A 23,313-nucleotide genomic window follows, 5' to 3' on the forward strand; every position below is an offset into this window, starting at 1 on the left:
TTTTATAAACTACAAAACAACAATTATGAAAACAATAAAATACAACATAAATAAGTGGCTTAGCAAAAGTTGCTTAGCTATTTTTGGGCTTGTAGCCACAATTGGCAATACAAATGCCCAATCACAAAACAACGTTTGGAGTTTAGCTCCCAATTATTTTAAAAACGGACAGCCTTTTAGCTTCCCAAACGGCTTTGACTATTCAGGTCAACCAGCCTCCAACGTACACAATGCGATGCAGGATGCCAATGGCAACTTGCTTTTCTTCATGGTGGATGACCAAGTTTTTGACAAGGATGGCTATTTGATTGATTATGTTTACAGCAATAGTGTAGCGGTAAAAGGAACTGCTGAAATTGCTTTCGTACCTGACCCTGTTAACTGCCAAAAATACTACATCATTGCTGCAGGAAGGCAGAATTACTCAGTCGGTTTTTCAAATAAAATTCCATACATAGCAACTTTAGATTTAGCCCAACCGAATAATTATTACCCTTCACGTTTTGGAGTTCTTGAATATACCAATTCAGGAACTGCAATGGACATTGCAGCGATTACTCCTGGATTTGTCGTAGAGGGTACTAAACAGGGTGGTGTTTTTATCGCTGCTTCTAAAATACGCAACGACAACAGTCGCTTGGTTTTTATTTCCAATGGTTATGGGATATACCGTTACATAATAGACAACAATGGATTCAATTACGATAATTATTTTCTGCCTTGGGGTCCCTCACAGTTCAACCAAATATCGATGCGTGGAGAAATGGAACTGGTAGAACTTTCCAATGGGAATTATCGAATTGCTGCTCCTTTTATTTACGAACAGTTCGTTTATCCTTCCATAGTTATTAAACATGCTGTATTTACTGCTGATTTAGATGCTTCAGGTACACTTATTCCGGGTACAAATAATTTATTGCTTTTTACCTATACCAACAACGATGTGTTTCGTCCTTATATTCATGGTTTGGAATTTTCTCCTGATGGCAATATTCTTTACATCACTCACGATAATTCATCTTTACATCCCAATCCGATTGAATATTTTGATTTCAACAATACAGGCTCAGGTGTACAACCATTGAATGTTACCAATGCCCTTGATTTTAAATCTTCGCAAATTGAATTGGGTAAAGATGGGAAGCTATATTTGGCAACAAGTAACCGTCTTGCTACACTTTCCAATCCTAACAATCCAAATCCTGCTAATTGGACAAATAACGCTCAACCGATTAGTTATACGGCAAATTACGAAGGTGTTTCAACTCCTGATTACAACTTAAAAACCTACATCCTACCCGACCAAATTGATGGAATGGATTATACCACCCATTTTTTTGCCAATACACAATGTTGCTTACTAAATACCTTTTTCGATGCTGAAATTTTTTCAGCGACTACAAATGCCACATGGACACCGGGAACTTTATCCAATCCTTTTGGCTCTGTTTCTGGAACTGTTCTAATAGAAAAAGAACTTATTATTCCGGCAGGAAAAACCATTACCATTCAAAACATGACGTTTAAGTTTGCTCCAGGTGCAAAAGTAGTTCTGCAAAGAGGTACTGGAGCTTTACAGGGAGGTAAACTCATTTTAAACAACACCACTTTTACCGTTGACAACCGCTGCGACCCTAATGCCATGTGGTTGGGTGTTCAGGTTTACGGGTATGTTAACCAAAATCAAACACCATATTCCACAAGTCAACAAGGATGGTTTATTATGAACAATGGTTCGGTGGTTGAACACGCTTTAAAAGGTGCTGTGGCTATTAAAATCAATTCAAGCCCGAATTATCCATATAACTTTACATCTTATGATTTTAACTATACGGGAGGAATTATTCAGGCAACCAACTCTTCTTTTAAAAACAACCGTCAGGATGTAGAATTTAGAAGATATGTTGCACCAAACAATTTAAACAATCAAAGTCGCTTTACCAATTGCGAATTTACTACCAATGGCTTGCTAAACAATCCGATTTATACTCCACTCTACCATGTTTTTATGCATGATGTTGTTGGTATTGGCTTTTATGGTAATGATTTTAAAAATCTAACTCCAAATCTATTCAATTATTGGCAACAAGGTTGGGGGATTTACAGCGTGGATGCACATTATTTTGTAAATGCTCGTTGTACAAGTATGTCTTTTCCTTGTTCAAGTTTCGACCCCAACGAGTTTCAGGATTTATACTTCGGTATTCGTGCTTTATCGAGCAATGCGTTAAGAACCGTAAAAGCTGACAGAAATAAATTCATCAATAATTTCTTTGGGGCGTATCTTGGTGGACCTGATTTTGCCACTTTTACAAGAAATGACTTTGAAGTTTATCGTTCTGCTACTCCTAATCAAACTTTTCAGACCTATGGAATGTATTTGAATGGTTGTTCAGGTTACAAAGTAGAGCAAAATACATTTACTGAATTTAATGATGTAAATGTTTCTGCCAATGGTAATACTTACGGTGTGATTGTAAACAACTCAGGCAATCTGCACAATGAAATTTATAAAAATCAATTTCATGATATAAAGATTGGTGGACAAGCTCAAGGGATTAACGGTCAAAATTTTGTTTATGGAGACCCTAACGCTTCCAATCAGGGATTACAATTCCGTTGTAACACGTTTTACAATGACCTTTTTCAAGCAGATTTGGCTGTAACTTCCGGTAGAATTGATTATCAGCAAGGATATTGTTTGCCTCATACCAATCCTATGACAGTTGTATCTCCAGCAGGGAACAAGTTTAGTCATTCTTTGTTTGACCCTCAAAATGATATTGCTGCCAACAATGCTGTTTTAGCATTTAACTACGCACATCATGCAGATTTAATCACTACTCCGCTGTATTACAATTTTAATGTAGTAACTCCACAGCAATGTGCTAGTAATGCAAATCCGGTTTATTTTGATAATGTAAAATCTTGTCCTACTAAAATTAAAGATGGTGGTATTATTTTGTATCCTATGCTAAAGGATCAATCAGATTCTTTAAAACAAGCTATTACCAATAAAGAAAATCTGATTGATGGCGGTAATACCAATTACTTATTGAATGTTATTGCTACACAAAATAACGGTAATGTGAAAAATGCTTTATTATTGGCTTCACCTTATCTTTCTGATGAAGTGTTATTAGCATATCTGGCAAAAAATCCGCCAGCAGGGCATATTCAGCAAGTTGTTTTAGCAAATTCACCTGTATCTCAAGAGGTGTTGAATGTCTTAAACAGTATGAATATTCCAAACGGAATAAAAAACCAAATCAACAATGCACAAACAGGTGTTTCTGCTATGACGTATTTGAACAACGAAATATCCTTTGCATCAACAGAACGAAATAGTCTGATTGATGAGCGTATTCGTTTATTCTTAAATGATACGTTAATTCAAAATCCTTTGGACAGCATCGCTATAATCCTAAAAGAGGAAAAAAGGGAAATACGTAAAAAACAGCTTTGTGATACTTACATTGGCAAAGGTGATACTGTTAAAGCCACTGAAACAAGAGATACTTTAGCATTGGAATATGGATATAATAATTACGTAAAAATGGCTGATGTTCAACTAGAAGTTTTTAGTTTGCCTTCATCTTGCTTTGCGGTTATTACCGACCCCAACATTAAACAGGAAGTAGAATACGTGGCTTACGACCCTAACGACCGCATCAATGCTGTTCGTGGAGAAGCCCTGCTTGCCGTTGCTTTTGATAGTTTATTTTTAGCGAACATAGAACCGCTTGAACCCATCGGCAGCGGTTTACGAATGGGACAGAATAATCTAGAACAGCAAAAAGTTTCAGCTAAAGAAAGTTCTTTATCTATCTATCCGAATCCTTCGGATGGTGGTATCGTAAACTTAGAAATTAAAGGTGATGAATTGTTAAACAATGTAAGCCTTGAAATCTATACTATCACAGGTCAGTTAGTTGCTTCGTATTCGTTCAGTGGTGAGAACAGAATGGTTACTATAAACACCAACAAATTAATACCCGGTGTTTATTTTGTAAAACTGTTCAGCAATACCCAACTTATCGAAACTAAAAAACTCTTGATTAATAATTAAATTTCAAATCCCTGTTCTGCCAAGCAGAACAGGGATTATTTTTATGAAACGATTCGTTTTACATATCGCTTTGTTTTTTTCTTTCCTTGTTATAAGAGTCAATTTTGTTTCTGCCCAAAATCTTTTCCATCAGGATATTTTTTATGGCGGAGTTACGGCTGGTGGGTTTTCAACAGGGCAAGGACAAGGTTCAGGTACTTTAAACCTATACATTGAACCAGGTAGCACCATTAGAAAAGCCTATTTGTTTTCGTATAGGCAAGGCTACGCTCCCGCAGTACCAATTACAGTAAACAGCACTCCTTATGTTTTCGATACAATTAATTGTGTTATGACCGCATCTCATATAAGTCCTCTTGTTAATCCGATAAAACTTTATTTTAAAGATATCACAACAGATTTAAATACTGTCATTACTTCAACTTTTAATATAACCATTCCTAATCAGTTTGGACTTCCTATTGGTTGGGGTTGGTTTACTGCGTTTATTTACATTGAATACGAAAACCTTTCTTTACCAAAAGTTGCTTCATCGCTTTTTATTAATGATAAAGATTTTAACGGGAATGAATCCTACTCTATGGCAGGAATGAATCCGATAAATACTGCTAATCCAGTTGGTTTATCATTAATGATAGACAGGGCTTGCAACAATACTAATGATGGTACAATTGTAACATTAAACAGTAACAATCTTGGTATTATTGGAACTCCTGATGCCGTTAATAATCTTTTTTCGTGTAGTGGAACAAAAGGACATTTTTATTATCAAAACAATACCTTATTTGGCTTAGATGATGATACGGCAAACAATACTATGAATGGAGCAGATGCTTTAGCTGATATTTCTTCGTATATTTTAAATGGGTCAACTGGTTTTACAACTAATTTAAATCTTAATATACTAGGAGGTGATCCAAATTCTAATCTTCTTTTCATCAACGCCTATACCACACCCTGCGATACTATTACAACTAGCATTATAACTGATACCGTAATTTGTAAAGGTGATAGCATACAGCTTTTAGCAAGCGGTGGTACTAATTATTATTGGCTGCCTGCCACGGGCTTGGATAATTCAAACATTGCCAACCCTATGGCTTCACCTGATAGCACCACGCTATACATTGTTCGTATTGAAGATAGTTTAGACTGCTCCCGTACAGAAAAAGTATTGGTAAAGGTTAATGAACCTCCTAAAATAAGTGCTATTAATATCACTCCTTCGGTTTGTGGTAATGATGATGGAAAGATAATTATTTCTGCAAGCGGAGCAAATTCATTGCAATATTCAATCGGCAATGGCTTTCAAAATAGTAACACCTTTGCTAACCTGTCTACAGGCAATTACACCCTTAGCATTTTAGACAACAATGGCTGCTCTTTTGACTCCACTGTTTTTGTACCTGAGATAAATCCGGTAAGTGCTTTATTTAACGCTAATCCTGAAATTGGAGTTGAACCCCTTTTTGTTGACTTAAATAATCAATCAAACAATGCAAATAATTATGTTTGGTATGTTGACAATATTTCTTTTTCAAATTCTTACAATACCTCTTACACCTTTGACAGTTCTGGAGTTTATACAATAATGCTCATCGCCTATAACAACCTGCCCCAATGTGCCGACACGTTTTCTTTGCAAATCATAGTGTACGACTCTTTAATGATTCAAATACCAAATGTTTTTACTCCTAACAATGACGGCATTAATGACAATTTCTCTATAAAAGTGAAGGGTATTAAAGAAATATCATTTTCTGTTTTTAACCGTTGGGGAAATTTATTGACAGAATATAGCAACACAATTACTGTAAGCCCAACGACAATTGATTTATGGGACGGACGGACTTCGGCAGGGGAAAAAGTTTCTGATGGTGTTTACTTTTACATTATCTATGTAACCGATATACAAGACAAAAAACATAATTTTAATGGAACAATTCATTTATTCAGATGACATGAAAATGAGGAAAACCAAGAAGTAGCACCGAAGGTAAACTAATTGCCAATGCTGGTCATACACATTTGCAAAGCCACGAAAAATCTGCCCACACTCCAAAGCTTTGCAAAAGAGCATTCCCTCCGACACACGGACAGAATTGCACGATTTGCTAACATGGGCTAAAATCAAGTGGGCATTTGTAGGTCATTCAAGTTCAGTACTTTTTATCTACTTTTGTGGTGGTGGACAATGAAGTGGTTATCAATTGCCCACCAGCTTTTAGCCCAAGCCCGTTAGCGGTAATTAACAGAAAACATAAATATGGCAAAGTCAATAGACATAAGTAGCTTAATGAATAGTGAAAAAATGAAAAGAATTAATGAGAAAGTCACTTTATTTAAGAATGGTGATTTTGAGGGCTGGTTAAGACTACAATTAGAAGATTTTTTACTTCTTAAAAATAACCCTAATAATTCAGAATATGAATCAGTATTAAATATGGTTATTGTCACTGTAAAAATATATGAAAAATTAGATAAGAAAAAGGAAGCCATACACTTTCTTGAAGAAATTATTAGAGATTATCCCAAAGATATTCATGTAAACGAATGGTCATTATATCTAGAAATAATTACAAAAAGCAAAATTTGGAAAATGTTCAATAAAGCTGAATTTGAGCGTATAAAGGGAGAATTTGATAAAGAGCAAGAAAAGAATGAATCTTATTCTTATATTGATAAGTTGACTGAAGAGGACAAAGAAGAAGAGGCAGAGGCTATCGAAAGGTCGAGAAGAGTAACTAAATTAGTTGTTGAGAATAAAATGTCAGAAGCTGTAGCACTAGCAAAAGAAAATTTTGACAAATTATTTAAATCTCCCGATAATGAGAACTTACATTACTACCTATCACAAGCACATATGACAGCTAACTATATTTCAAATTATGAGGGTGCAGAAAAAGGAATTGATTTCTTAAATAAAATGATTATTTTATTTCCTGATACCACTTTTGTAATACATTGGAAAAGACTTAAAACGGTTTTAGAACGATCCTTATAATTAAGTTAGCGATAATTAACAGGATAACAACAGGATAATTAATATTTAATAATTTAAATTGATGACATATGAAGAATATAGTTTTAATCATTGCAATTGCATTTAGTTTACAATCTTTTGGGCAAAAATATGTTGTAACTCCAAACGGCCTCAGAGATAAATCAGATACGACAAAAACATATCTTGTTCTTGAAGCAAATGGATTAACAGCAGAACAACTTTTCGACAATGCAATAAAATATATTAACGAAAATTATAAAAACCCTGAAGAGGTTGTAAAGGCTAAAACCAATGGAGAATATTTAAGATTTAATACGCATGTCCCTGATTTTTTATTCTATAATAATTCAGGCACAAATATTCCAATTCAAGCGACTTATACTACAGAATTACGTTTTAAAGATGGGAAAGTGAAATATGAGATAATATCATTAGATATGGTAGGAAAGAAAGGAGGTTTCCATTTGCTTTTTTCAGGAGGACTAATGTCTGGATATATAATTTATAAGAAAAATGGAAGTCTATTTAAAGAAGAAACTAAAACAGATATTGAAAACTATTTTAGCTTGCAGGTAGTTGATTTATTAAAGTTTCTTAAGGAAGAAAATAAGTCTAATGATTGGTAAAGTAAAAAAACATTAATTTTTTATAGATAAATAAACACTTTTAACGGCAATTTTTAGAAATGTAACATTATGAAATCAGCTGAAATAAAACTTATAAAAGGAGTGAAAATAACAGAAATAAAAAAAATTAAAGATAATATTTCATCGATTATTGAAGAGTTAACCACTCAAATTAAGCAAGAAAAAGAAATAAGAAACATAAGTACTTGCAATATAGATGAGATTAAAAATTTATATCCAGATATATATAATATTCTAAAGTTTAATACTAAAAAAACCTTAGAATATTATTTTAAAAAATTGAATTCAATACCTAATTTAACAGACGTTCTTTCAATTAATCACTTTAAATTCTCTGACTTTTTTATTGAAATTATTGAAACAGATAAGGCTAAATTAGAATTTACTGTTTTTTTTATTAGTGAGAAAATGAAACTAATTGATAGCCTAAACAATAAAATTCTGATATCATTAAGCCCTCACAAAGACAGTGATTTAATTCCTACTTTTCTTATTGAAATGGGTGATGGACTGAGTTTCTATGATTATAAACTAAATAACCACTCCTATTAAATAAAAAAAACATGATTCAGATAAGTACCACTGATGGAAATGAAGGCGGTTTATTAGCAGACACAATTTCTGAAATAATAAACAAAAGTAATAATTTGAAAAATAACAATTTAGCCTTATCTTTTGCTCTTATCATTTATGATTTTGAAGCCCCACACATTAGGAAACTGTTAACTGATGATTTTTACATGGATGCACTTGATAAATTATCTGGTAAACATATATCAATATTTTATGTGAACAGTAATTATGTAAGAGAGCAAGCTAGAAGATCAGAAACTATTATACGCCTTACCATGTCAGTCGAGCAAATAGATAATAATTCAAATTTCAGTGCTAAAGAAATTGGTAGAGAACTCATCAATACAAAAAAACTCCCTTCTCCGTCTGTTTTATTTTTTTCTATAAAAGATGATAAAATTAAAGATTATACAATAGCCAGGTTAAGAGAAAATGAAATTGAAAAAGCTTTTAATGAATTGAAAAAAATCATCGAAATCTCTATAGATAGTATTAGTAAAGTCAAGGTAGAGTTTAGAAATAATGATCAAGAAATCTTTCGCCTTATAAAAAACGCAATTGATTCATCAGAATTTTGGAAAAACACATCGGATTTATATAAAAAAATCATCAAAGTGAAGCAATTTTTATCATTCTTTAGATTATAATAAATGCTTAACCCACAAAAATAAATACCGCTAACATGCTATTACTCGCAAGCCGAAATAACCGCTTCGTTTAACATTTTTCATTAGAAAAAAGTCTTATCTTCGTATCTAAGTTTAATGCTAAAAGTCGGCCAGCGAGTAGTAGCTTCCCGTTGGCAACAACTGTAAGAACCACCGTACCTCATAGAAACAAAAGAGAAAGACTAAAAAAAATGGCAATATTTGAGATAGATAAAGGAAAAGCAAAACGAGTTCGATTAAGTGAATTTAAACTTGAAAAAGACCTTCAAAGACTTGTTGAAGAGAATGTCGAAACAATCTTTAATTGCCGTTTTATTGCAACAGAATTTTCTACAGGAAATATTCATTCTGGACGAATTGACTCTTTAGCAATTTCCGAAGACAATAATCCAGTAATTATTGAATATAAGAAAGTTGCATCGTCTGATTTAATAAATCAAAGTCTTTATTACTTGCACTGGATTAGAGACCATAAAGGCGACTTTCAAGTTGCAGTAAATAGAAAATTCGGAAAAGAAATAGAAGTTGACTGGTCAGACATCAGAGTAATTTGCCTTGCCCCTGAATATAAAAAATATGACTTGCATGCTGTTCAAGTTATGGGAGCAAATATTGAATTATGGCAGTATAAAATTTACGAAAATGGCATTTTAAGCATTGACGAAGTATATAAAAGAACAAGCAGTTCCAGTCATCAAGAAACTGAAGAATATTCCGAGAAAAATCCTATTATGGTGGAAGCTGGGAAAAAGGCTGCACTAACAAGAAAAACAGCAACCTATACACTGGAACAGCATTTTGAAAATCTTGATGACAATATACTGGAATTGTTTAATGCGACAAGAGATTACATTATTTCATTGGACAGCACTGTTGAAGAAACACCTAAGAAAAACTATGTGGCATATAAAACAAGTCAAAATTTTGTGTGCATGCAGACTTATAGAAAGAAAATAACTCTATATTTAAAACTCAATGCTGACGAAATTGAAACAATACCCAAGCAAGGTCGTGATGTTAAAAATATTGGACATTTTGGCACTGGTGATTTTGAATTGACAATTAAAGATTTAAAAGACTTTGAAGAAACAAAGCATTTGATTAATGAAGCATACAAAAATATTGGTGGATAAACATGAAAATAAATTGTATCGAAATATCAATAAATGACGAAGATTTAGGCTGTCAAGTGACTTTCTCAGAGAATAAAAGTTTAGGGGAAGAAGCTGCGGAAATGTCAGTTCAAGAAATAATTGATTCGACAGGTAAATACTTGTTAATACAAAGGTCATACCCTGATTTTGAAGATGAAAGTGATTACATATACTTTGAAACTCACAATGAAGAATTTGCTGGGGAATTAAGTGATTATGAAATGGTTTTATCGAGAGAACAGTTTGAACTAAAATTAATCGATGGGAAAATTGAAGTTTTAATAAATCCGACTGACAAGGAATATTCAGAGTTAAAAAAAATATTGCCAATTTTGACAAATAAAACAGGAAAACTGATTGTAAATGACTGAAAAACAGCAGTTGCCAACACGCAATATAGCAAAAAGCGGTGAAGTGCGTAATTGGGGCGTCTTTAGCCCGTTTCAACTTCATCTCGGTTTGATAGTGAATCACTCGCAATCCGCTTCATGCCATATTGCCAACCGTTACCTGCAAGCCTAAAAAACGAAACAGACAATGATAGATAAAAGGTCTCCATTTTTTGCATTTAGATATTTGGTCACTCCGACAAGTGAGCAAATCACTATTGTGCAACAATTAAACAAAAGCAAAGAGGAACTAATGACTGACATCATTAGAGACCTTGCTGTTAATGTAAAATCTGAATGGACAAAAGGAAGCAAGCGTTTTCTGTTTTATGGTTTTCAGCAGAAGGACGATATTCATATAATAAAATTTGCGAGAGAGACTAATGAGAATATTTATATAGAAGGGGACAATGACATTGAAATCAAAGGGATTAAAGAAGCTAAGTATGTTTTTTTAATCATCGACACAAAACATCAGATTATTTTAATTGAAAGAAATGTTTCCGTGTTCCAACAAATTGAAAGTTCAGTTAACATACTCGCTGACTTCTTTAGAAGTAAAATGAGAGACTTTGATTATGTTGTAAATATTTATCCTTTGGTTTCTAAAAAGAAATTTTGGAATTATGTCGAGACTGCGGAGGAAATTTATGAACTCTCGTTAGAAATGAATGCTCCAAATATGGCATTATTTGGTAATTCAGATACAAGAGACGTTTTACAACAGATAAAAGAAACAACAAATAATGAGGTGTTTGACATTTCATTTAAAAACAAAGAAGGAAGACTTAAGGTCCTAAGAGAAGCTTTGGGCGGCTACATAGACTATGTAAGGGAGGTAGGTGGAAAATATTTGCTTAAATTTAAAAGGAATGGAATTAGAGAAACCAAAACGAGCGAGACTGATACTGCCAAAACTTACATAGAAAGGAAAAAAACAGAAAAGTATTCGGATGAGGAGCTTCAGAATATTTCAGACAAATTGAATGCAATTCACAACTTGGAAAGCCGGGAAGATGAAGATGAACAAGACTAAACGCTTTTTCTTAACAATGCTGGTTGTTTTATCAGTTGGCATAATTTCCAATTTCTTGGTCAGGACAACTCCTGTATCTACATTTACAATATTTGAAACTGCAAACCTGTTTACTTATTTCGGTGTTCTGATAGGTTTTGCATTGACAATTTACACATTCGGACTTTCAATGGTTTCAGATATCAAATCTAAAATTGACAATCATAAGAAATTGACTGATGAACAAAAGAAGAAAATGTATTCAAGTTTGGTTAGTGGTTTCGGTGAAATCAAAGGAGATATTTGGCTGATATTTTATTCAATCCTAATTGTCATCGGATTTGCAATTGCAAAAGAAATTCCTAACCCTTTTAATTGGCAAGTGGAAAAATACAAATTTCCTGACACCGCAAATTTGACACTTTTCATAACGACAACTATTGCAATGTGGGACATCATGCAGACATTGTTTAATCTCGCTGAAATCAACTTAGAATTAAATAAAGAAAGTAAACAAAGTGATTAACTCGAAACAAAGAAATACATGGATAATTCATTTAAACAAGATAAAATTCTTTATTACCCAACCATAGAGTTTCAAGATGAAACATGGGTAAAATCAGCCTTAACATTTTGGGATAAAGTATATCGAATTGTGCCAAGAGGTTATAATCCAAATGATTCAGATGATATATATATTGCAAAACAAGAAGGTTTGATTGAAGATATTTTTCTTTCCGCAGATGATTTGAAAATAGCTGCAATAGAATTTGAGAAGTTCTGTGACAATCAAAATGGTTTACCTGCTGGATTAGATGCAAGCTTGTATGAAGTAAGACTTCACACGGATAAAATTGACGAAAGGCTAAAACCATTCTTTGCTCAATTTTCAAAATCAATTGACAAAGATGGCTTTTATAAAATTCCTGAAAGAATTGCTAATGGATATATGTTTTTCCTTTCAGATACTGTTTCCAAAAGACGGAATATTCCAAAACTGACAGACAATCCAGATATGTTTGCAGCAATGACCTATTTTGATGTTGAAGGAGAAATTGATGAATGGTTTACAGATGAGGAAGCAAGTGAAACCTATTCAAATCTCGTAATTGAAAACCTTATACCTGCAGATATTAGGTCAATGTCAATAAACGATTTGATTAAGTTGAATAAGGGAATGTCAGAATATAAAACTGAATTTAGAAAAAGTGTTTCGGAGTTCAATGATAAACTTACAAAAATTGAAGATTCTGATTTTGCGTTAATGGAAATTAAAAAGTTTAAAGATGAATTGACAAGATTTAACGCAAGTAAAATGGAAGTTTTAAAGACATACATAAAGGAGCTAAAGCCATCATTATTATATGTTGGCTTACCTGTGTGTACGACTAGTTTGATAGGATCAATTTATTCAAACCCAAACGACCTTTATTCAACTATGATTCAAATTAGTAAGGGTATTTTTCTTGGAGGAATTGCCTCTCTTGGTAATGCTGCGAAAGACGTAAGAAATCGTTGGACAAGTTCCCGTTCTAATTATTACTTGGAGTTAAAAAAACAATTAACTTCTGACCACAATGCTGAAATTAGAATAACAAATATGAATAATAGATTAGAAGAATTTATAAACGACTAAAAAGCCAGCAGGTAACAGCACCTACCCAAAAGTGGCGGTTCAGTGGTTAAATCAAGCTTTGTGCTTCTATCAAAGTTTCTGCTTGGTTGACAGTGAAGTGCTTCGAAATCGCCACCTTCGGGTAGCTGCAAAACGTGTGTGACTTGAACAATCAGCTGTCTGCTGATTGGTGCTTTAAAACAGATGAGAGTAGGTCTCTCAATGGCGATTTTCAGGAATAGCCATTAAACCACTTTGTGCTGCAAGATTAGGAAACGGTTTTGTGGTGAGCGACAAAGAAAAACGGAAGCAACGACTTCTGTAGGTGTGTGTATGTGAGTTGAACGAAAGTGAACCCAACGATGAAGCCTCGTAAGGGCAATAGACGATGTCAAAAATAGGTAGTTACGTTTGTACCTATGATAAGAGTGTACCGGACACCTGATTTACTGGGTACACGGCATCCGGGGTTAAGTGGGCAAGACGCATACATAGGCTGTTTTAAGGAACAAGTGAACTCTACATCGTTCTGTAAAATAGAAATAGGAAGCAGACAAGAGGGGATGTGCTTGAGATGTAGGGGGCAGACTTAGCCGTAGTAGTGTTGAAGTGTTTGTAATGAACATGGAGCGAAGGGCTAAGCATGTTAGGTTTCAAACGAATTTACAACCGTAAAAGGGATGATTAATTATTATGAAACAAAATCACAGCCAATAACCAGATTAATGGTTTGGCAAGCATACAAGGAGGTAAAATCCAATGCTGGAAGTGGTGGAATAGACAAAATGAGTTGGGAATATTTGCAGAAAAACGCAAGTACGGAACTTTATATGCTCTGGAACCGCCTAAGCTCAGGGAGTTATTTTCCGAAAGCTGTCAAACAAGTTGCTATACCAAAGAAAGGGGGAGGAGAACGATTACTCGGTATCCCGACGATTTTAGACCGTATAGCACAACAAGTAGTACGAAAACACTTGGAACGAATAGTAGAACCAAAATTTCATTCCAGTTCATTTGGTTACCGACCCAATCGGAACTGTCATCAAGCCGTTGAACAAGCATATACAAATTTATACAATCATGATTTTGCTATTGACTTAGACATCAAAGGTTTCTTTGACAACATCGACCACGAACTGATGATGAAAGCATTAAAACACTACTGTTCAGACAATTGGGTTTTGTTATATGTGGAAAGGTGGTTGAAAGCAGGAATTGTACAGAAAGAGGGAGATTTTAAACCAACCCTTTCAGGAACTCCACAAGGTGGCGTTATTAGTCCGCTTTTAGCAAACTTATTTCTACATGTAGTCTTCGATAAATGGATGGATAAGTTCCACCCTGAAAAGCCATTTGAAAGGTATGCAGATGATATTGTAGTGCATTGCAAAACCGAGAATCAAGCGCAATTCATGTTGCGCCAAATTAAAGAGCGCATGGAATCGTGTAAATTACAGTTGCATGAAGTCAAAAGTAAAATAGTCAATTTGAGAGGGTTTTCACAAACGAAATACTCCAAAGGGTTCGACTTTCTTGGCTTTACAATCCGTCCACGAGCCTACAAAACAAAAGGCACAGGAAAAGTGAAATCTATTCCATGTATCTGCGTAAGTCAGAAGTCGAAGACAAGCATCATGCGAAAGTTCAGGGAAATGAATTTACACAAGCGCAGAAAATCCTTGGAAGAAATCGCCAAGGAAATCAACCCCGTCATTCGTGGGATTATCAACTATTACCACAAGTTTTGGAAAGATGATATGCGAATGGTGTGGAATCAACTGAACGCACGACTACTGAAATGGACAAAATGGGAGAAAGACTTATTCAAGAAAGCCTCTGTGCGCTACTTGAAAACCAAGTACAAAGAAAACCCCAATTTATTTGCGCATTGGTTATTGGTATATCCGTAAAAAGTTATTACTTTTGATGTGATTTAGTAACATGAAGAGCCGTATGAAGGGAGACTTTCACGTACGGTTCCGTGAGAACGTAGGGGTGAAATTCCCTTACGTGACTCGATTACCAACAACTAAAAAAAGCAACAATGAACAATATCGCAACATATTTAATTCTCGGTTTGACTTTGGCTTTCAGTCAAGTCTACGGACAGACATATAAGCAACAATTTGACGATTTGGTTTCTAAACAAGACACCTTAGGTCTACAACAACTTTTAGATAAATGGGAACAAGCAGATAGTGAAGACCCTGAGCTTTATGTTGCTTACTTTAACTATTTCGCAATGAAGAGTGAAAAAGAAATAGTTCGTCTTGACGGAAATCCCAAGGGTAAAGAAGGTCTTCAAGTTATGGACAATGATAGTACGAATAAAGAGCCTATTGCATTTTTATATAGTGATATGTATTACGATCCAGATATTTTGAAAAAAGGTTTTGATTACATAGACATAGAGATTGAAAAACATCCTAACAGACTTGATATGCGATTTGGGAAAATTTATATGTTCGGACAAATTGAAGACTATGAAAAATTCACGAATGAAATCATAAAGACGATTGACTACTCTGTCGTAAACAAAAACAAATGGACTTGGACGGACAGCGAACCACTCGACGACCCGAATATTATGCTTAGTGCAATACAAGATTATCAATTTAAACTATACAATACAGAGAATGACGACTTGCTCGACAATATGAAAAGAATTGCCGAAGCTGTTTTAAAACATTATCCAGACAACATTGAAAGTTTATCAAATATTTCAATCGTTTTTATACTTCAAGAACAGTATGACAAAGCTATTGAGGCCTTATTAAAAGCTGAAGAAATAAATCCAAAGGACTACATTGTGTTGAGCAACATTGCATTTGCATATAAACAAAAAGGAGATACGAAAAAAGCAATTAAATATTACGAACTAACATTGAAATACGGCGACGAACAATCCACATACTACGCAAAACAACAAATTGAAGAACTCAAAAAGAAATAAGAGTACAACAAATGACAAGGGATTAACATCAAGATTCCATATTTTCTAAAATTTCTATTATCAATAATTTTATAGCTATCGAGTTATTATTAAATTCCAAGTTACTGCTTCGTTTTAAAAAAATCGCCTAACTCTCACTAGTAATATCCTTCAGAAACCTCATAACACCCTCTTCGCGCCCCTACAAACCTCCACGTCCTCCACAAAAAAAAAACTTTGCGACCTATGCGCCAAACCTCTACGTACTTTGCGGTTAAACCTATGTTCCCTATGTACCTATGTGTTTCAAAAACATCCACAATTCCAATATACCACCGCGACCTTTGCGGTTAACCCGCCTTTTACCAATTACCTAATTATAACAAATAAGCATTTTTACAATTAAAAATTCTACTATTATAGATAAATATGTATAAATAAGACTATTTAAATCTGTTTATTTTGTTATATTTGTAAAAATAAATAGATATTATGAATGTTTCAAGTCTTATTCCTACAGAAAAAATAATAGAACGCTTACGGTATGAAAATCCTTGGTGGGTAAACAAACAAATACCCGAAACCTACAGCTCAATGTCAAAGCGCCTGTATTTTGACTTATTCTATCCTTATGTGATTGAAAAGAAAGTACGAAGAGCTTTGGTTCTTATGGGGCCAAGACGTGTTGGTAAAACCGTTATGTTATTCCATAGTATTCAGCAACTGATCGATGAAAAGATTAATCCACAGAAAATATTTTTCGTAGGTATTGACAATCCCATTTATGTTCACTTAAGTTTAGAAGATATTTTAAGCCTTTGTAAGCAATCGCTCAACCAAGAAGACTTAAAAGGATGTTACGTTTTTTTTGACGAGATACAATACCTTAAAGATTGGGAACGACATCTAAAAGTACTTGTTGACAATTATCCTGAAACAAAATTTATTGTATCCGGATCTGCTGCTGCCGCTTTAAAATGGCATAGTACTGAAAGTGGAGCTGGTAGATTCACTGATTTTATGTTGCCTCCTCTCACATTTCAAGAATACATTCACCTCAAGGGAATGAATCATCTTATTTATGATGGAAAAATAAGCTATGGTAACAATCAAATACCATACTGCCTTACACACGACATAAAAACTTTTAACAAAGAGTTTATACACTACTTAAACTTCGGAGGGTATCCTGAGGTGGTATTAAGCGAAAAAATACAAAATGATATGGGTAGATATGTCAAAAACGATATTGTTGATAAAGTTTTATTGAGAGATTTGCCAAGTTTGTATGGAATAAAGAATGTACAAGAATTAAACAGATTTTTTACATACATAGCGTATAATACTGGTAACGAATTTTCGTATGAAAAAATGAGTCAAGAGAGTGGCATACAAAAAGACACCTTAAGAAAATATTTAGAATATCTTGAAGCAGCCTTTCTAATTAAAGTGTTAAACAAAGTTGATGTAAATGCCAAACGTTTAAAACGAGTAACAAGTTTCAAAGTCTATCTAACCAATCCTTCATTGCGAACTGCATTGTTTTCACCCATCAGTGAAATTGACAAAGAAATGGGAAATATGGTAGAAACAGCAGTTCTATCCCAATGGATGCACCGTGAAAAATTAGACTTAACCTATGCACGTTGGAAGGAAGGACGAAGTGAAGGTGAGGTAGATTTGGTCTTAGTCGATGACAAAAAATATAAACCAGTTTGGGGTGTTGAGGTAAAATGGAGTAACCGTTATTTTGAAAAACCTAATGAACTAAAAAGTCTCATAACATTTTGTAAAAACAATAAATTTGAAAAAGCTTTGGTAACATCAATAGATCAAACAGGCGTTAAAGAAATTGACAATCTATTATTTTCCTTCTTACCGGCATCAGTTTACAGTTATAATATTGGCGATATAACTCTCAAAATGAAAAATAATGGATAACATATACAACACCCTCTTCGCATCCCTACAAACCTCCACGTCCTCCACATAACCCCTCCACACCCTATGTTCCCTATGTTCCTATGTGTTTAAAAAACATCCACTATTTTATTATGCCTCCACGTCCTCTGCGCCAAACCTCCGTGACCTTTGCGGTTAACCCACCCTCCAAACCTTACATAAAATCATACAATACATTATGTATTTTCACTATATTTGCATTCTAATTTTGTTAAAATGAAGAGATTTTATGCTGTTTTTTTATACATAGGAGTAGTTGCCATTTTATTTTCATGTGCCCCTGTTTATAAATGTGGGGACGTAAGACCTGATGGAGGCATTCAAGGAAGTTCTCGATTATTGGAGGTTGTAAAAGAGCGTGACGAATTATGTGATCATTTAAAAATAAAAGAAGAAGAGAATGCTTATCTCTTAAAAAAATCACAACAATTAACTTTTATAAATGATAGCATTGTAGCAAAAAATATTCAAATACAAGGACAATTTGATGATTTACAAGCAACTATTTCTGATTTAAAAGATAAGAATGAAAAACTCAGAGAAGAGAAATTGGAGTTAGCAGAGCGTTATTCAACCGCTATTACCAATAATCTGAATCAAGGGGTTTTATATGATGAACGAATCAGAGATAAAGAGCGAAGAGTTGAAGCGAAAGAAGCGGAACTAGAAGTACGTGAAGCAAAAATTAAAGAGTTAGAAAATAAATTAAACGCAAAAGATTCTACAGCTGAAAGAATGGAATATTTACTGAGAAAGGCATTACTCGGTTTTGATGCTGATGAATTGACTATTTCTATAAAAGAAAATAAGGTATATGTTTCCATGTCAGACAAGCTGATGTTTGCATCTGGAAAGACAGAAGTACAAACAAAAGGTCAAAGAGCGCTTCAATTCTTAGCTGAAGTTTTAGTAAAAAATAAAGAATTTCTCATAATGGTGGAGGGACATACGGATAATGTTCCAATTAAAAACGATAAATTTAACGATAACTGGGATTTAAGTGTCGCAAGAGCTACTTCAATTGTTAGATTATTACAAGATAATGGAATTGAGCCAGTACGGATGACAGCTTCAGGAAAAGGTGAATTTGCCCCAAGAGCTAGTAACGATTCTGCCGAGGGTAAAGCAAAAAACCGAAGAACAGAAATCATATTATATCCAGCAGTAAAGAACTAATGAAATCAAATATGTTTACTATAGCAAATATATTAACTGGAAGTAACCTCCTGTGTGGAGTTTTGAGTATTGTATTCACTTTTTCTGGGCGACTCGAATGGGCTGTTGCAGCTATTGTGCTAGGCGCCATCTTTGATTTTTTTGATGGATTCGCAGCACGTTTACTCAAACAACAAGGTGAATTAGGAAAGCAACTGGATTCTTTAGCTGATGTGGTTACCTTTGGCGTTGCGCCAGCCATGATTGTTTTTGTATTATTGATCTTATCGAACACCTTAGATATCATACTTGCCAATGGTGGCAGTCTTTCTAATTTATGGTTGGATGGAACAACGATGGGGTATAGTATTCAAGTTTGGATAAATACGTATCTGAATGATTTAGTGGTAAATAATATGGAGAATAATCCATTTCGTTACGAAGGATGGCATAAGTTTGCTCCATTTTTTGCCTTTTTAATTCCGTTCTTTAGTATGTTCCGATTGGCTAAATTCAATTTGGATAAAAGACAAACGACAGGATTTATCGGTTTACCTACACCAGCGAATAGTTTATTCTTTGCCTCCTTTGCTTTAATGTTATGGGCAGGATTTAATGATGACAGCTGGAAATCTATTCTATCTATAGCTTTAATTAGTAACCAAATTCTTATACCAACTGTTATTCTATTTTCTATTTTATTGGTAGCTGAAATCCCTTTATTTTCTTTAAAATTCTCTACGTATAGTTGGAACGAAAATCAAATTAAGTATATTTTTTTGGGACTTTCAGTAGTATTATTGATTACTCTTCAAGTGTGGGGGTTGTCGTTAATAATACTTTTATATATTCTACTGTCAATTATAAGAAATAGATTAACTTTGAAAAATAAAATTAAAGCATAATTAAATATCATGAAATATAGAGCAGAAATTGATGTAATGCCACAAGATGCATTGTTAGATCCACAAGGAAAAGCAGTAACTCAAGGTTTAAAAAACATGGGGCTTTCTGAAGTGGAAGATGTAAGAATTGGAAGACATATCCGTGTATTTATCGAAGCGGGAAGCAAAGACGAAGCTATTGAGAAAACAAAAACAGCTTGCGATAAATTACTTGTAAATCATGTGATGGAGCAATATACTTTTTCTGTATTTGAAGTAGAGATGGCATAATTCTCATCAGAGTTTGGAATTTACAAGGTGTATGAAAAAATAAGCATGCAAAAGTATGTGTGTTTTTAAAAATTTGTACTTTAGCCTTTTGTTTTTCTAACTCACTAATTATAATTTATATGAAAATATTAAAGAATTTATCTTTTATAGGCCTAGGTTTATTGATTGTTGCAAGTTGTACGAATGAGACAAATAATAATGATGTTAAAATCACTATTGATACAGATACCTCAAATGTATTGTCTTCTGAAGAATTTGATTTCAAATTTCCGCACCCTTATGCTTTAGTTGCATCCTTTGAAGAAGCTGGAATTGCTTTTGACGCTACTAGAATCAATTCATTGGAGAATGCTAAAAATTACAATACCGAAGGAAAAGAATTATTAAACTTTGGAGTGTATAGTTCTGATTTAGTGTATTCTATTGTTAATAATCAGCCTCAATATTCTTTGAAGACTTTTAATACTATTAGACAATTAGCTGATAAAGTAGGAATGGGGAAAATATTTGAAAAAGAAGATCTGGCGAAAGAAGTTGAAGCAAATATTGGTGATAGAAATAAAATGGAAGATCTTTTATTAGATATTCATGAAAGATTACAAGAATATTTACAAGATAATGGTATTCGTGTATATGCTTCCGTTCAGTTCGCTGGTGCTTGGGTGGAAGGCATGTATTTGGCAAGTTATGAGTTCGAGAAGAAAGATTTTAAAATTTTATCTGTAAAGGTTGCTGACCAAATGAATCTATTAAAAGATGCCATGAAAGGTTTAGAGGCTTATCAGAAAGAAAATACAGATTTAGCCGATTTCATTGGAAAAATGTCTGAGTTACAAGCAACTTATAATGGTTTCGAATCTGTTCAAAATGCGCAAGGATTGCCAATTCTATCTGAAAATGAAGTAGCTAAGATATTTGAAAGTATTAATGCTATCAGAGCAATTGCTATTCAATAGAATATAGGAAAACAGATTGAATAAATCTATAAAAGTTACTTTTAATTTAAGATGAGTATTAAAATTACGCTTCCAGATGGAACGATTAAAGAAGTTGAAAAAGGAACAACTTCATTAGATATAGCAAAAAATATTAGTGAAGGTTTAGCAAGAAACGTGCTTGCAGCCGAAGTTAACGGAGAAATTATTGACTCCATGCGCCCATTGAATACGGATAGCACTCTAAAACTCTTAACATGGAATGATAATGGAGGGAAATCTACTATGTGGCATTCTTCTGCACACTTGATGGCAGAAGCCTTGGAAGCGATATATCCGGGAGTTAAATTGGCTATTGGACCTCCTGTAAAGAATGGATTTTATTACGATGTAGATTTTGGAGATTATTCTTTTGCTGAGAAAGATTTAGAGGCTGTTGAGAATAAGATGCGTGAATTAGCTAAAAATAATAGCGAATATATACGTAAAGAGGTTTCTAAAGCTGATGCAATAGCTTACTTCGAGAAGAAAGGAGATCCTTACAAATTGGAGTTGATTAGTGAATTAAATGATGGCGAGATTACCTTTTATACACAAGGTGGTTTCACTGATTTATGCCGTGGACCTCATATACCAAATACCAGTTTTATTAAAGCTATTAAACTAACTTCAATTGCTGGTGCATATTGGAGGGGAGATGAAAAGAATAAACAGCTAACTCGTATCTATGGAATCACTTTTCCAAAAAATTCTGAATTAACTGAATATTTAGAGAAATTAGAGTTGGCTCGTCAGCGTGACCATAGAAAATTAGGAAAAGAATTGGAGCTATTTACGTTTTCTCAATCTGTAGGACAAGGGTTGCCACTTTGGTTGCCAAAAGGTGCCGATTTGAGAAACCGTTTAGAGAATTTTTTACGTAAAGTGCAGCGTAAAGCAGGGTATGTGCAGGTAATTACACCACATATTGGAGCTAAAGATTTGTATGTAACATCAGGTCACTATGCCAAATATGGAGCTGATTCATTTCAGCCTATTCATACACCCGATGAAAATGAGGAATTTTTGTTAAAACCTATGAATTGCCCACATCACTGTGAAATTTATAAGTCAAAACCACATTCTTACAAAGAATTACCACTTCGATTTGCCGAATTTGGAACGGTTTATCGTTATGAGCAAAGTGGAGAATTACATGGTTTAACTCGTGTACGTGGCTTTACACAAGATGATGCGCATATTTTTTGTACTCCCGAACAAGTAAAAGGGGAGTTTCAAAAAGTTATTGATATTGTATTATATATTTTTAAAACCTTAGATTTTAAAAATTTTACTGCTCAAGTTTCACTTCGTGATCCCGATAATCCAAGTAAATATATTGGTAGCGATGAGAATTGGCATAAAGCTGAATCGGCTATCAAAGAAGCAGTTGCTGAAAAGGATTTAAATACAGTGATTGAATATGGAGAAGCTGCATTCTATGGTCCAAAGCTTGATTTTATGGTAGAAGACGCTTTGGGTCGTCAATGGCAATTAGGAACAATTCAGGTGGATTATAATTTACCTGAGCGTTTTGAATTGGAATATATTGGTGCTGATAACCAGAAACACAGACCAGTGATGATACATAGGGCACCTTTTGGATCTATGGAACGATTTGTTGCTGTATTATTGGAGCACTGTGGTGGAGAATTCCCATTATGGCTTGCTCCTGAACAACTTGCAATACTTCCAATCAGTGAAAATTTCAATGATTATGCAGAAAAAGTTTTAAATCTCCTAAATAATTACGATATTCGCGGCTTTATTGATGATAGAAACGAGAAGATAGGTAAGAAAATCAGAGAAGCAGAAATTGGAAAAACCCCATTTATGCTTATTGTTGGTGAAAAAGAAATGGAAACTAATACAGTTTCTGTTCGCCAAAGAGGAGTGGGAGATATCGGTTCTATGTCAATAGAAGATTTTTCAAAAGTTATTAATAACATTATAGAAACAGAATTAGGGAAAAACTAAAGTT

The 23,313-nt window shown here is 33.9% G+C and carries 19 protein-coding genes; all 19 read left to right on the plus strand.

From position 1 onward, the window contains the following. Positions 1–25: 25 nt before the first annotated feature. The 19 genes from M9897_07640 to thrS all read left to right on the plus strand — a co-directional run bounded on the left by M9897_07640 (position 26) and on the right by thrS (position 23,309). Positions 26–4,069, plus strand: a complete 4,044-nt coding sequence (locus tag M9897_07640) for a T9SS type A sorting domain-containing protein (GenBank protein ID MCO5268750.1) — start codon at positions 26–28, stop codon at positions 4,067–4,069. Between the two features lie 43 nt (positions 4,070–4,112). Beyond that, positions 4,113–6,029 (plus strand): gliding motility-associated C-terminal domain-containing protein, encoded by a 1,917-nt coding sequence (locus M9897_07645; protein ID MCO5268751.1) that lies wholly within the window; start codon positions 4,113–4,115, stop codon positions 6,027–6,029. Positions 6,030–6,335: 306 nt separating this feature from the next. Beyond that, complete coding sequence (locus M9897_07650) at positions 6,336–7,073, plus strand: hypothetical protein (GenBank protein MCO5268752.1); 738 nt, start codon at positions 6,336–6,338, stop codon at positions 7,071–7,073. Positions 7,074–7,141: 68 nt separating this feature from the next. After that, entirely contained in the window at positions 7,142–7,699 is a 558-nt protein-coding gene (locus M9897_07655) for a DUF4468 domain-containing protein (GenBank protein ID MCO5268753.1), read from the plus strand. Positions 7,700–7,768: 69 nt separating this feature from the next. Continuing rightward, on the plus strand, positions 7,769–8,272 hold the full coding sequence (locus M9897_07660; GenBank protein ID MCO5268754.1) for a hypothetical protein: 504 nt from the start codon (positions 7,769–7,771) through the stop codon (positions 8,270–8,272). An 11-nt stretch (positions 8,273–8,283) separates the two neighbouring features. Beyond that, a complete protein-coding gene (locus M9897_07665) occupies positions 8,284–8,940 on the plus strand; it encodes a hypothetical protein (protein ID MCO5268755.1) in 657 nt (218 codons plus the stop codon). A gap of 152 nt (positions 8,941–9,092) precedes the next feature. After that, on the plus strand, positions 9,093–10,094 hold the full coding sequence (locus M9897_07670) for a DUF5655 domain-containing protein (protein MCO5268756.1): 1,002 nt from the start codon (positions 9,093–9,095) through the stop codon (positions 10,092–10,094). 2 nt (positions 10,095–10,096) lie between these two features. Then, on the plus strand, positions 10,097–10,486 hold the full coding sequence (locus M9897_07675; protein ID MCO5268757.1) for a hypothetical protein: 390 nt from the start codon (positions 10,097–10,099) through the stop codon (positions 10,484–10,486). A gap of 166 nt (positions 10,487–10,652) precedes the next feature. After that, the gene (locus tag M9897_07680; GenBank protein ID MCO5268758.1) at positions 10,653–11,540 is read left to right on the plus strand and encodes a hypothetical protein; all 888 of its coding nucleotides are present in this window, start codon (positions 10,653–10,655) and stop codon (positions 11,538–11,540) included. After that, positions 11,521–12,045: a hypothetical protein gene (locus M9897_07685; GenBank protein ID MCO5268759.1), complete on the plus strand. Its 525-nt coding sequence runs from the start codon at positions 11,521–11,523 to the stop codon at positions 12,043–12,045. The genes M9897_07680 and M9897_07685 overlap by 20 nt, the downstream gene beginning before the upstream one ends. 18 nt (positions 12,046–12,063) lie before the next feature. After that, positions 12,064–13,155 (plus strand): hypothetical protein, encoded by a 1,092-nt coding sequence (locus M9897_07690; GenBank protein ID MCO5268760.1) that lies wholly within the window; start codon positions 12,064–12,066, stop codon positions 13,153–13,155. Between the two features lie 659 nt (positions 13,156–13,814). Beyond that, positions 13,815–15,044 carry a group II intron reverse transcriptase/maturase gene (ltrA, locus tag M9897_07695; GenBank protein MCO5268761.1) on the plus strand — a complete coding sequence of 410 codons (1,230 nt, stop codon included), beginning with the start codon at positions 13,815–13,817 and terminating at the stop codon, positions 15,042–15,044. Between the two features lie 134 nt (positions 15,045–15,178). Next, on the plus strand, positions 15,179–16,087 hold the full coding sequence (locus tag M9897_07700) for a tetratricopeptide repeat protein (GenBank protein MCO5268762.1): 909 nt from the start codon (positions 15,179–15,181) through the stop codon (positions 16,085–16,087). Positions 16,088–16,558: 471 nt separating this feature from the next. Then, a complete protein-coding gene (locus M9897_07705) occupies positions 16,559–18,007 on the plus strand; it encodes an ATP-binding protein (protein MCO5268763.1) in 1,449 nt (482 codons plus the stop codon). A gap of 237 nt (positions 18,008–18,244) precedes the next feature. Then, positions 18,245–19,204 carry an OmpA family protein gene (locus tag M9897_07710; protein MCO5268764.1) on the plus strand — a complete coding sequence of 320 codons (960 nt, stop codon included), beginning with the start codon at positions 18,245–18,247 and terminating at the stop codon, positions 19,202–19,204. A gap of 11 nt (positions 19,205–19,215) precedes the next feature. After that, positions 19,216–20,088, plus strand: coding sequence for a CDP-alcohol phosphatidyltransferase family protein (locus M9897_07715; protein ID MCO5268765.1), 873 nt, complete (start codon positions 19,216–19,218; stop codon positions 20,086–20,088). Between the two features lie 9 nt (positions 20,089–20,097). After that, entirely contained in the window at positions 20,098–20,358 is a 261-nt protein-coding gene (gene purS / locus M9897_07720; protein ID MCO5268766.1) for a phosphoribosylformylglycinamidine synthase subunit PurS, read from the plus strand. Positions 20,359–20,477: 119 nt separating this feature from the next. Further along, entirely contained in the window at positions 20,478–21,314 is an 837-nt protein-coding gene (locus M9897_07725) for a hypothetical protein (protein MCO5268767.1), read from the plus strand. 51 nt (positions 21,315–21,365) lie between these two features. Then, the gene (thrS, locus tag M9897_07730) at positions 21,366–23,309 is read left to right on the plus strand and encodes a threonine--tRNA ligase (protein MCO5268768.1); all 1,944 of its coding nucleotides are present in this window, start codon (positions 21,366–21,368) and stop codon (positions 23,307–23,309) included. The last annotated feature ends 4 nt before the right edge of the window (positions 23,310–23,313 follow it).

It is taken from the genome of Brumimicrobium sp. (genome assembly GCA_023957385.1).
In the GTDB taxonomy this organism is placed as follows: Bacteria; Bacteroidota; Bacteroidia; order Flavobacteriales_D; family Crocinitomicaceae; genus Brumimicrobium.

What these genes read in the sequence shown, in the direction of transcription:
- M9897_07665 (MCO5268755.1), top strand. Translation starts at nt 8,284, where the DNA reads ATGATTCAGATAAGTACCACTGATGGAAATGAAGGCGGTTTATTAGCA.
- purS (MCO5268766.1), top strand. Translation starts at nt 20,098, where the DNA reads ATGAAATATAGAGCAGAAATTGATGTAATGCCACAAGATGCATTGTTA.
- M9897_07725 (MCO5268767.1), top strand. Translation starts at nt 20,478, where the DNA reads ATGAAAATATTAAAGAATTTATCTTTTATAGGCCTAGGTTTATTGATT.
- thrS (MCO5268768.1), top strand. Translation starts at nt 21,366, where the DNA reads ATGAGTATTAAAATTACGCTTCCAGATGGAACGATTAAAGAAGTTGAA.
- M9897_07705 (MCO5268763.1), top strand. Translation starts at nt 16,559, where the DNA reads ATGAATGTTTCAAGTCTTATTCCTACAGAAAAAATAATAGAACGCTTA.
- ltrA (MCO5268761.1), top strand. Translation starts at nt 13,815, where the DNA reads ATGATTAATTATTATGAAACAAAATCACAGCCAATAACCAGATTAATG.
- M9897_07675 (MCO5268757.1), top strand. Translation starts at nt 10,097, where the DNA reads ATGAAAATAAATTGTATCGAAATATCAATAAATGACGAAGATTTAGGC.
- M9897_07640 (MCO5268750.1), top strand. Translation starts at nt 26, where the DNA reads ATGAAAACAATAAAATACAACATAAATAAGTGGCTTAGCAAAAGTTGC.
- M9897_07680 (MCO5268758.1), top strand. Translation starts at nt 10,653, where the DNA reads ATGATAGATAAAAGGTCTCCATTTTTTGCATTTAGATATTTGGTCACT.
- M9897_07700 (MCO5268762.1), top strand. Translation starts at nt 15,179, where the DNA reads ATGAACAATATCGCAACATATTTAATTCTCGGTTTGACTTTGGCTTTC.
- M9897_07650 (MCO5268752.1), top strand. Translation starts at nt 6,336, where the DNA reads ATGGCAAAGTCAATAGACATAAGTAGCTTAATGAATAGTGAAAAAATG.
- M9897_07715 (MCO5268765.1), top strand. Translation starts at nt 19,216, where the DNA reads ATGTTTACTATAGCAAATATATTAACTGGAAGTAACCTCCTGTGTGGA.
- M9897_07660 (MCO5268754.1), top strand. Translation starts at nt 7,769, where the DNA reads ATGAAATCAGCTGAAATAAAACTTATAAAAGGAGTGAAAATAACAGAA.
- M9897_07645 (MCO5268751.1), top strand. Translation starts at nt 4,113, where the DNA reads ATGAAACGATTCGTTTTACATATCGCTTTGTTTTTTTCTTTCCTTGTT.
- M9897_07655 (MCO5268753.1), top strand. Translation starts at nt 7,142, where the DNA reads ATGAAGAATATAGTTTTAATCATTGCAATTGCATTTAGTTTACAATCT.
- M9897_07690 (MCO5268760.1), top strand. Translation starts at nt 12,064, where the DNA reads ATGGATAATTCATTTAAACAAGATAAAATTCTTTATTACCCAACCATA.
- M9897_07685 (MCO5268759.1), top strand. Translation starts at nt 11,521, where the DNA reads ATGAAGATGAACAAGACTAAACGCTTTTTCTTAACAATGCTGGTTGTT.
- M9897_07710 (MCO5268764.1), top strand. Translation starts at nt 18,245, where the DNA reads ATGAAGAGATTTTATGCTGTTTTTTTATACATAGGAGTAGTTGCCATT.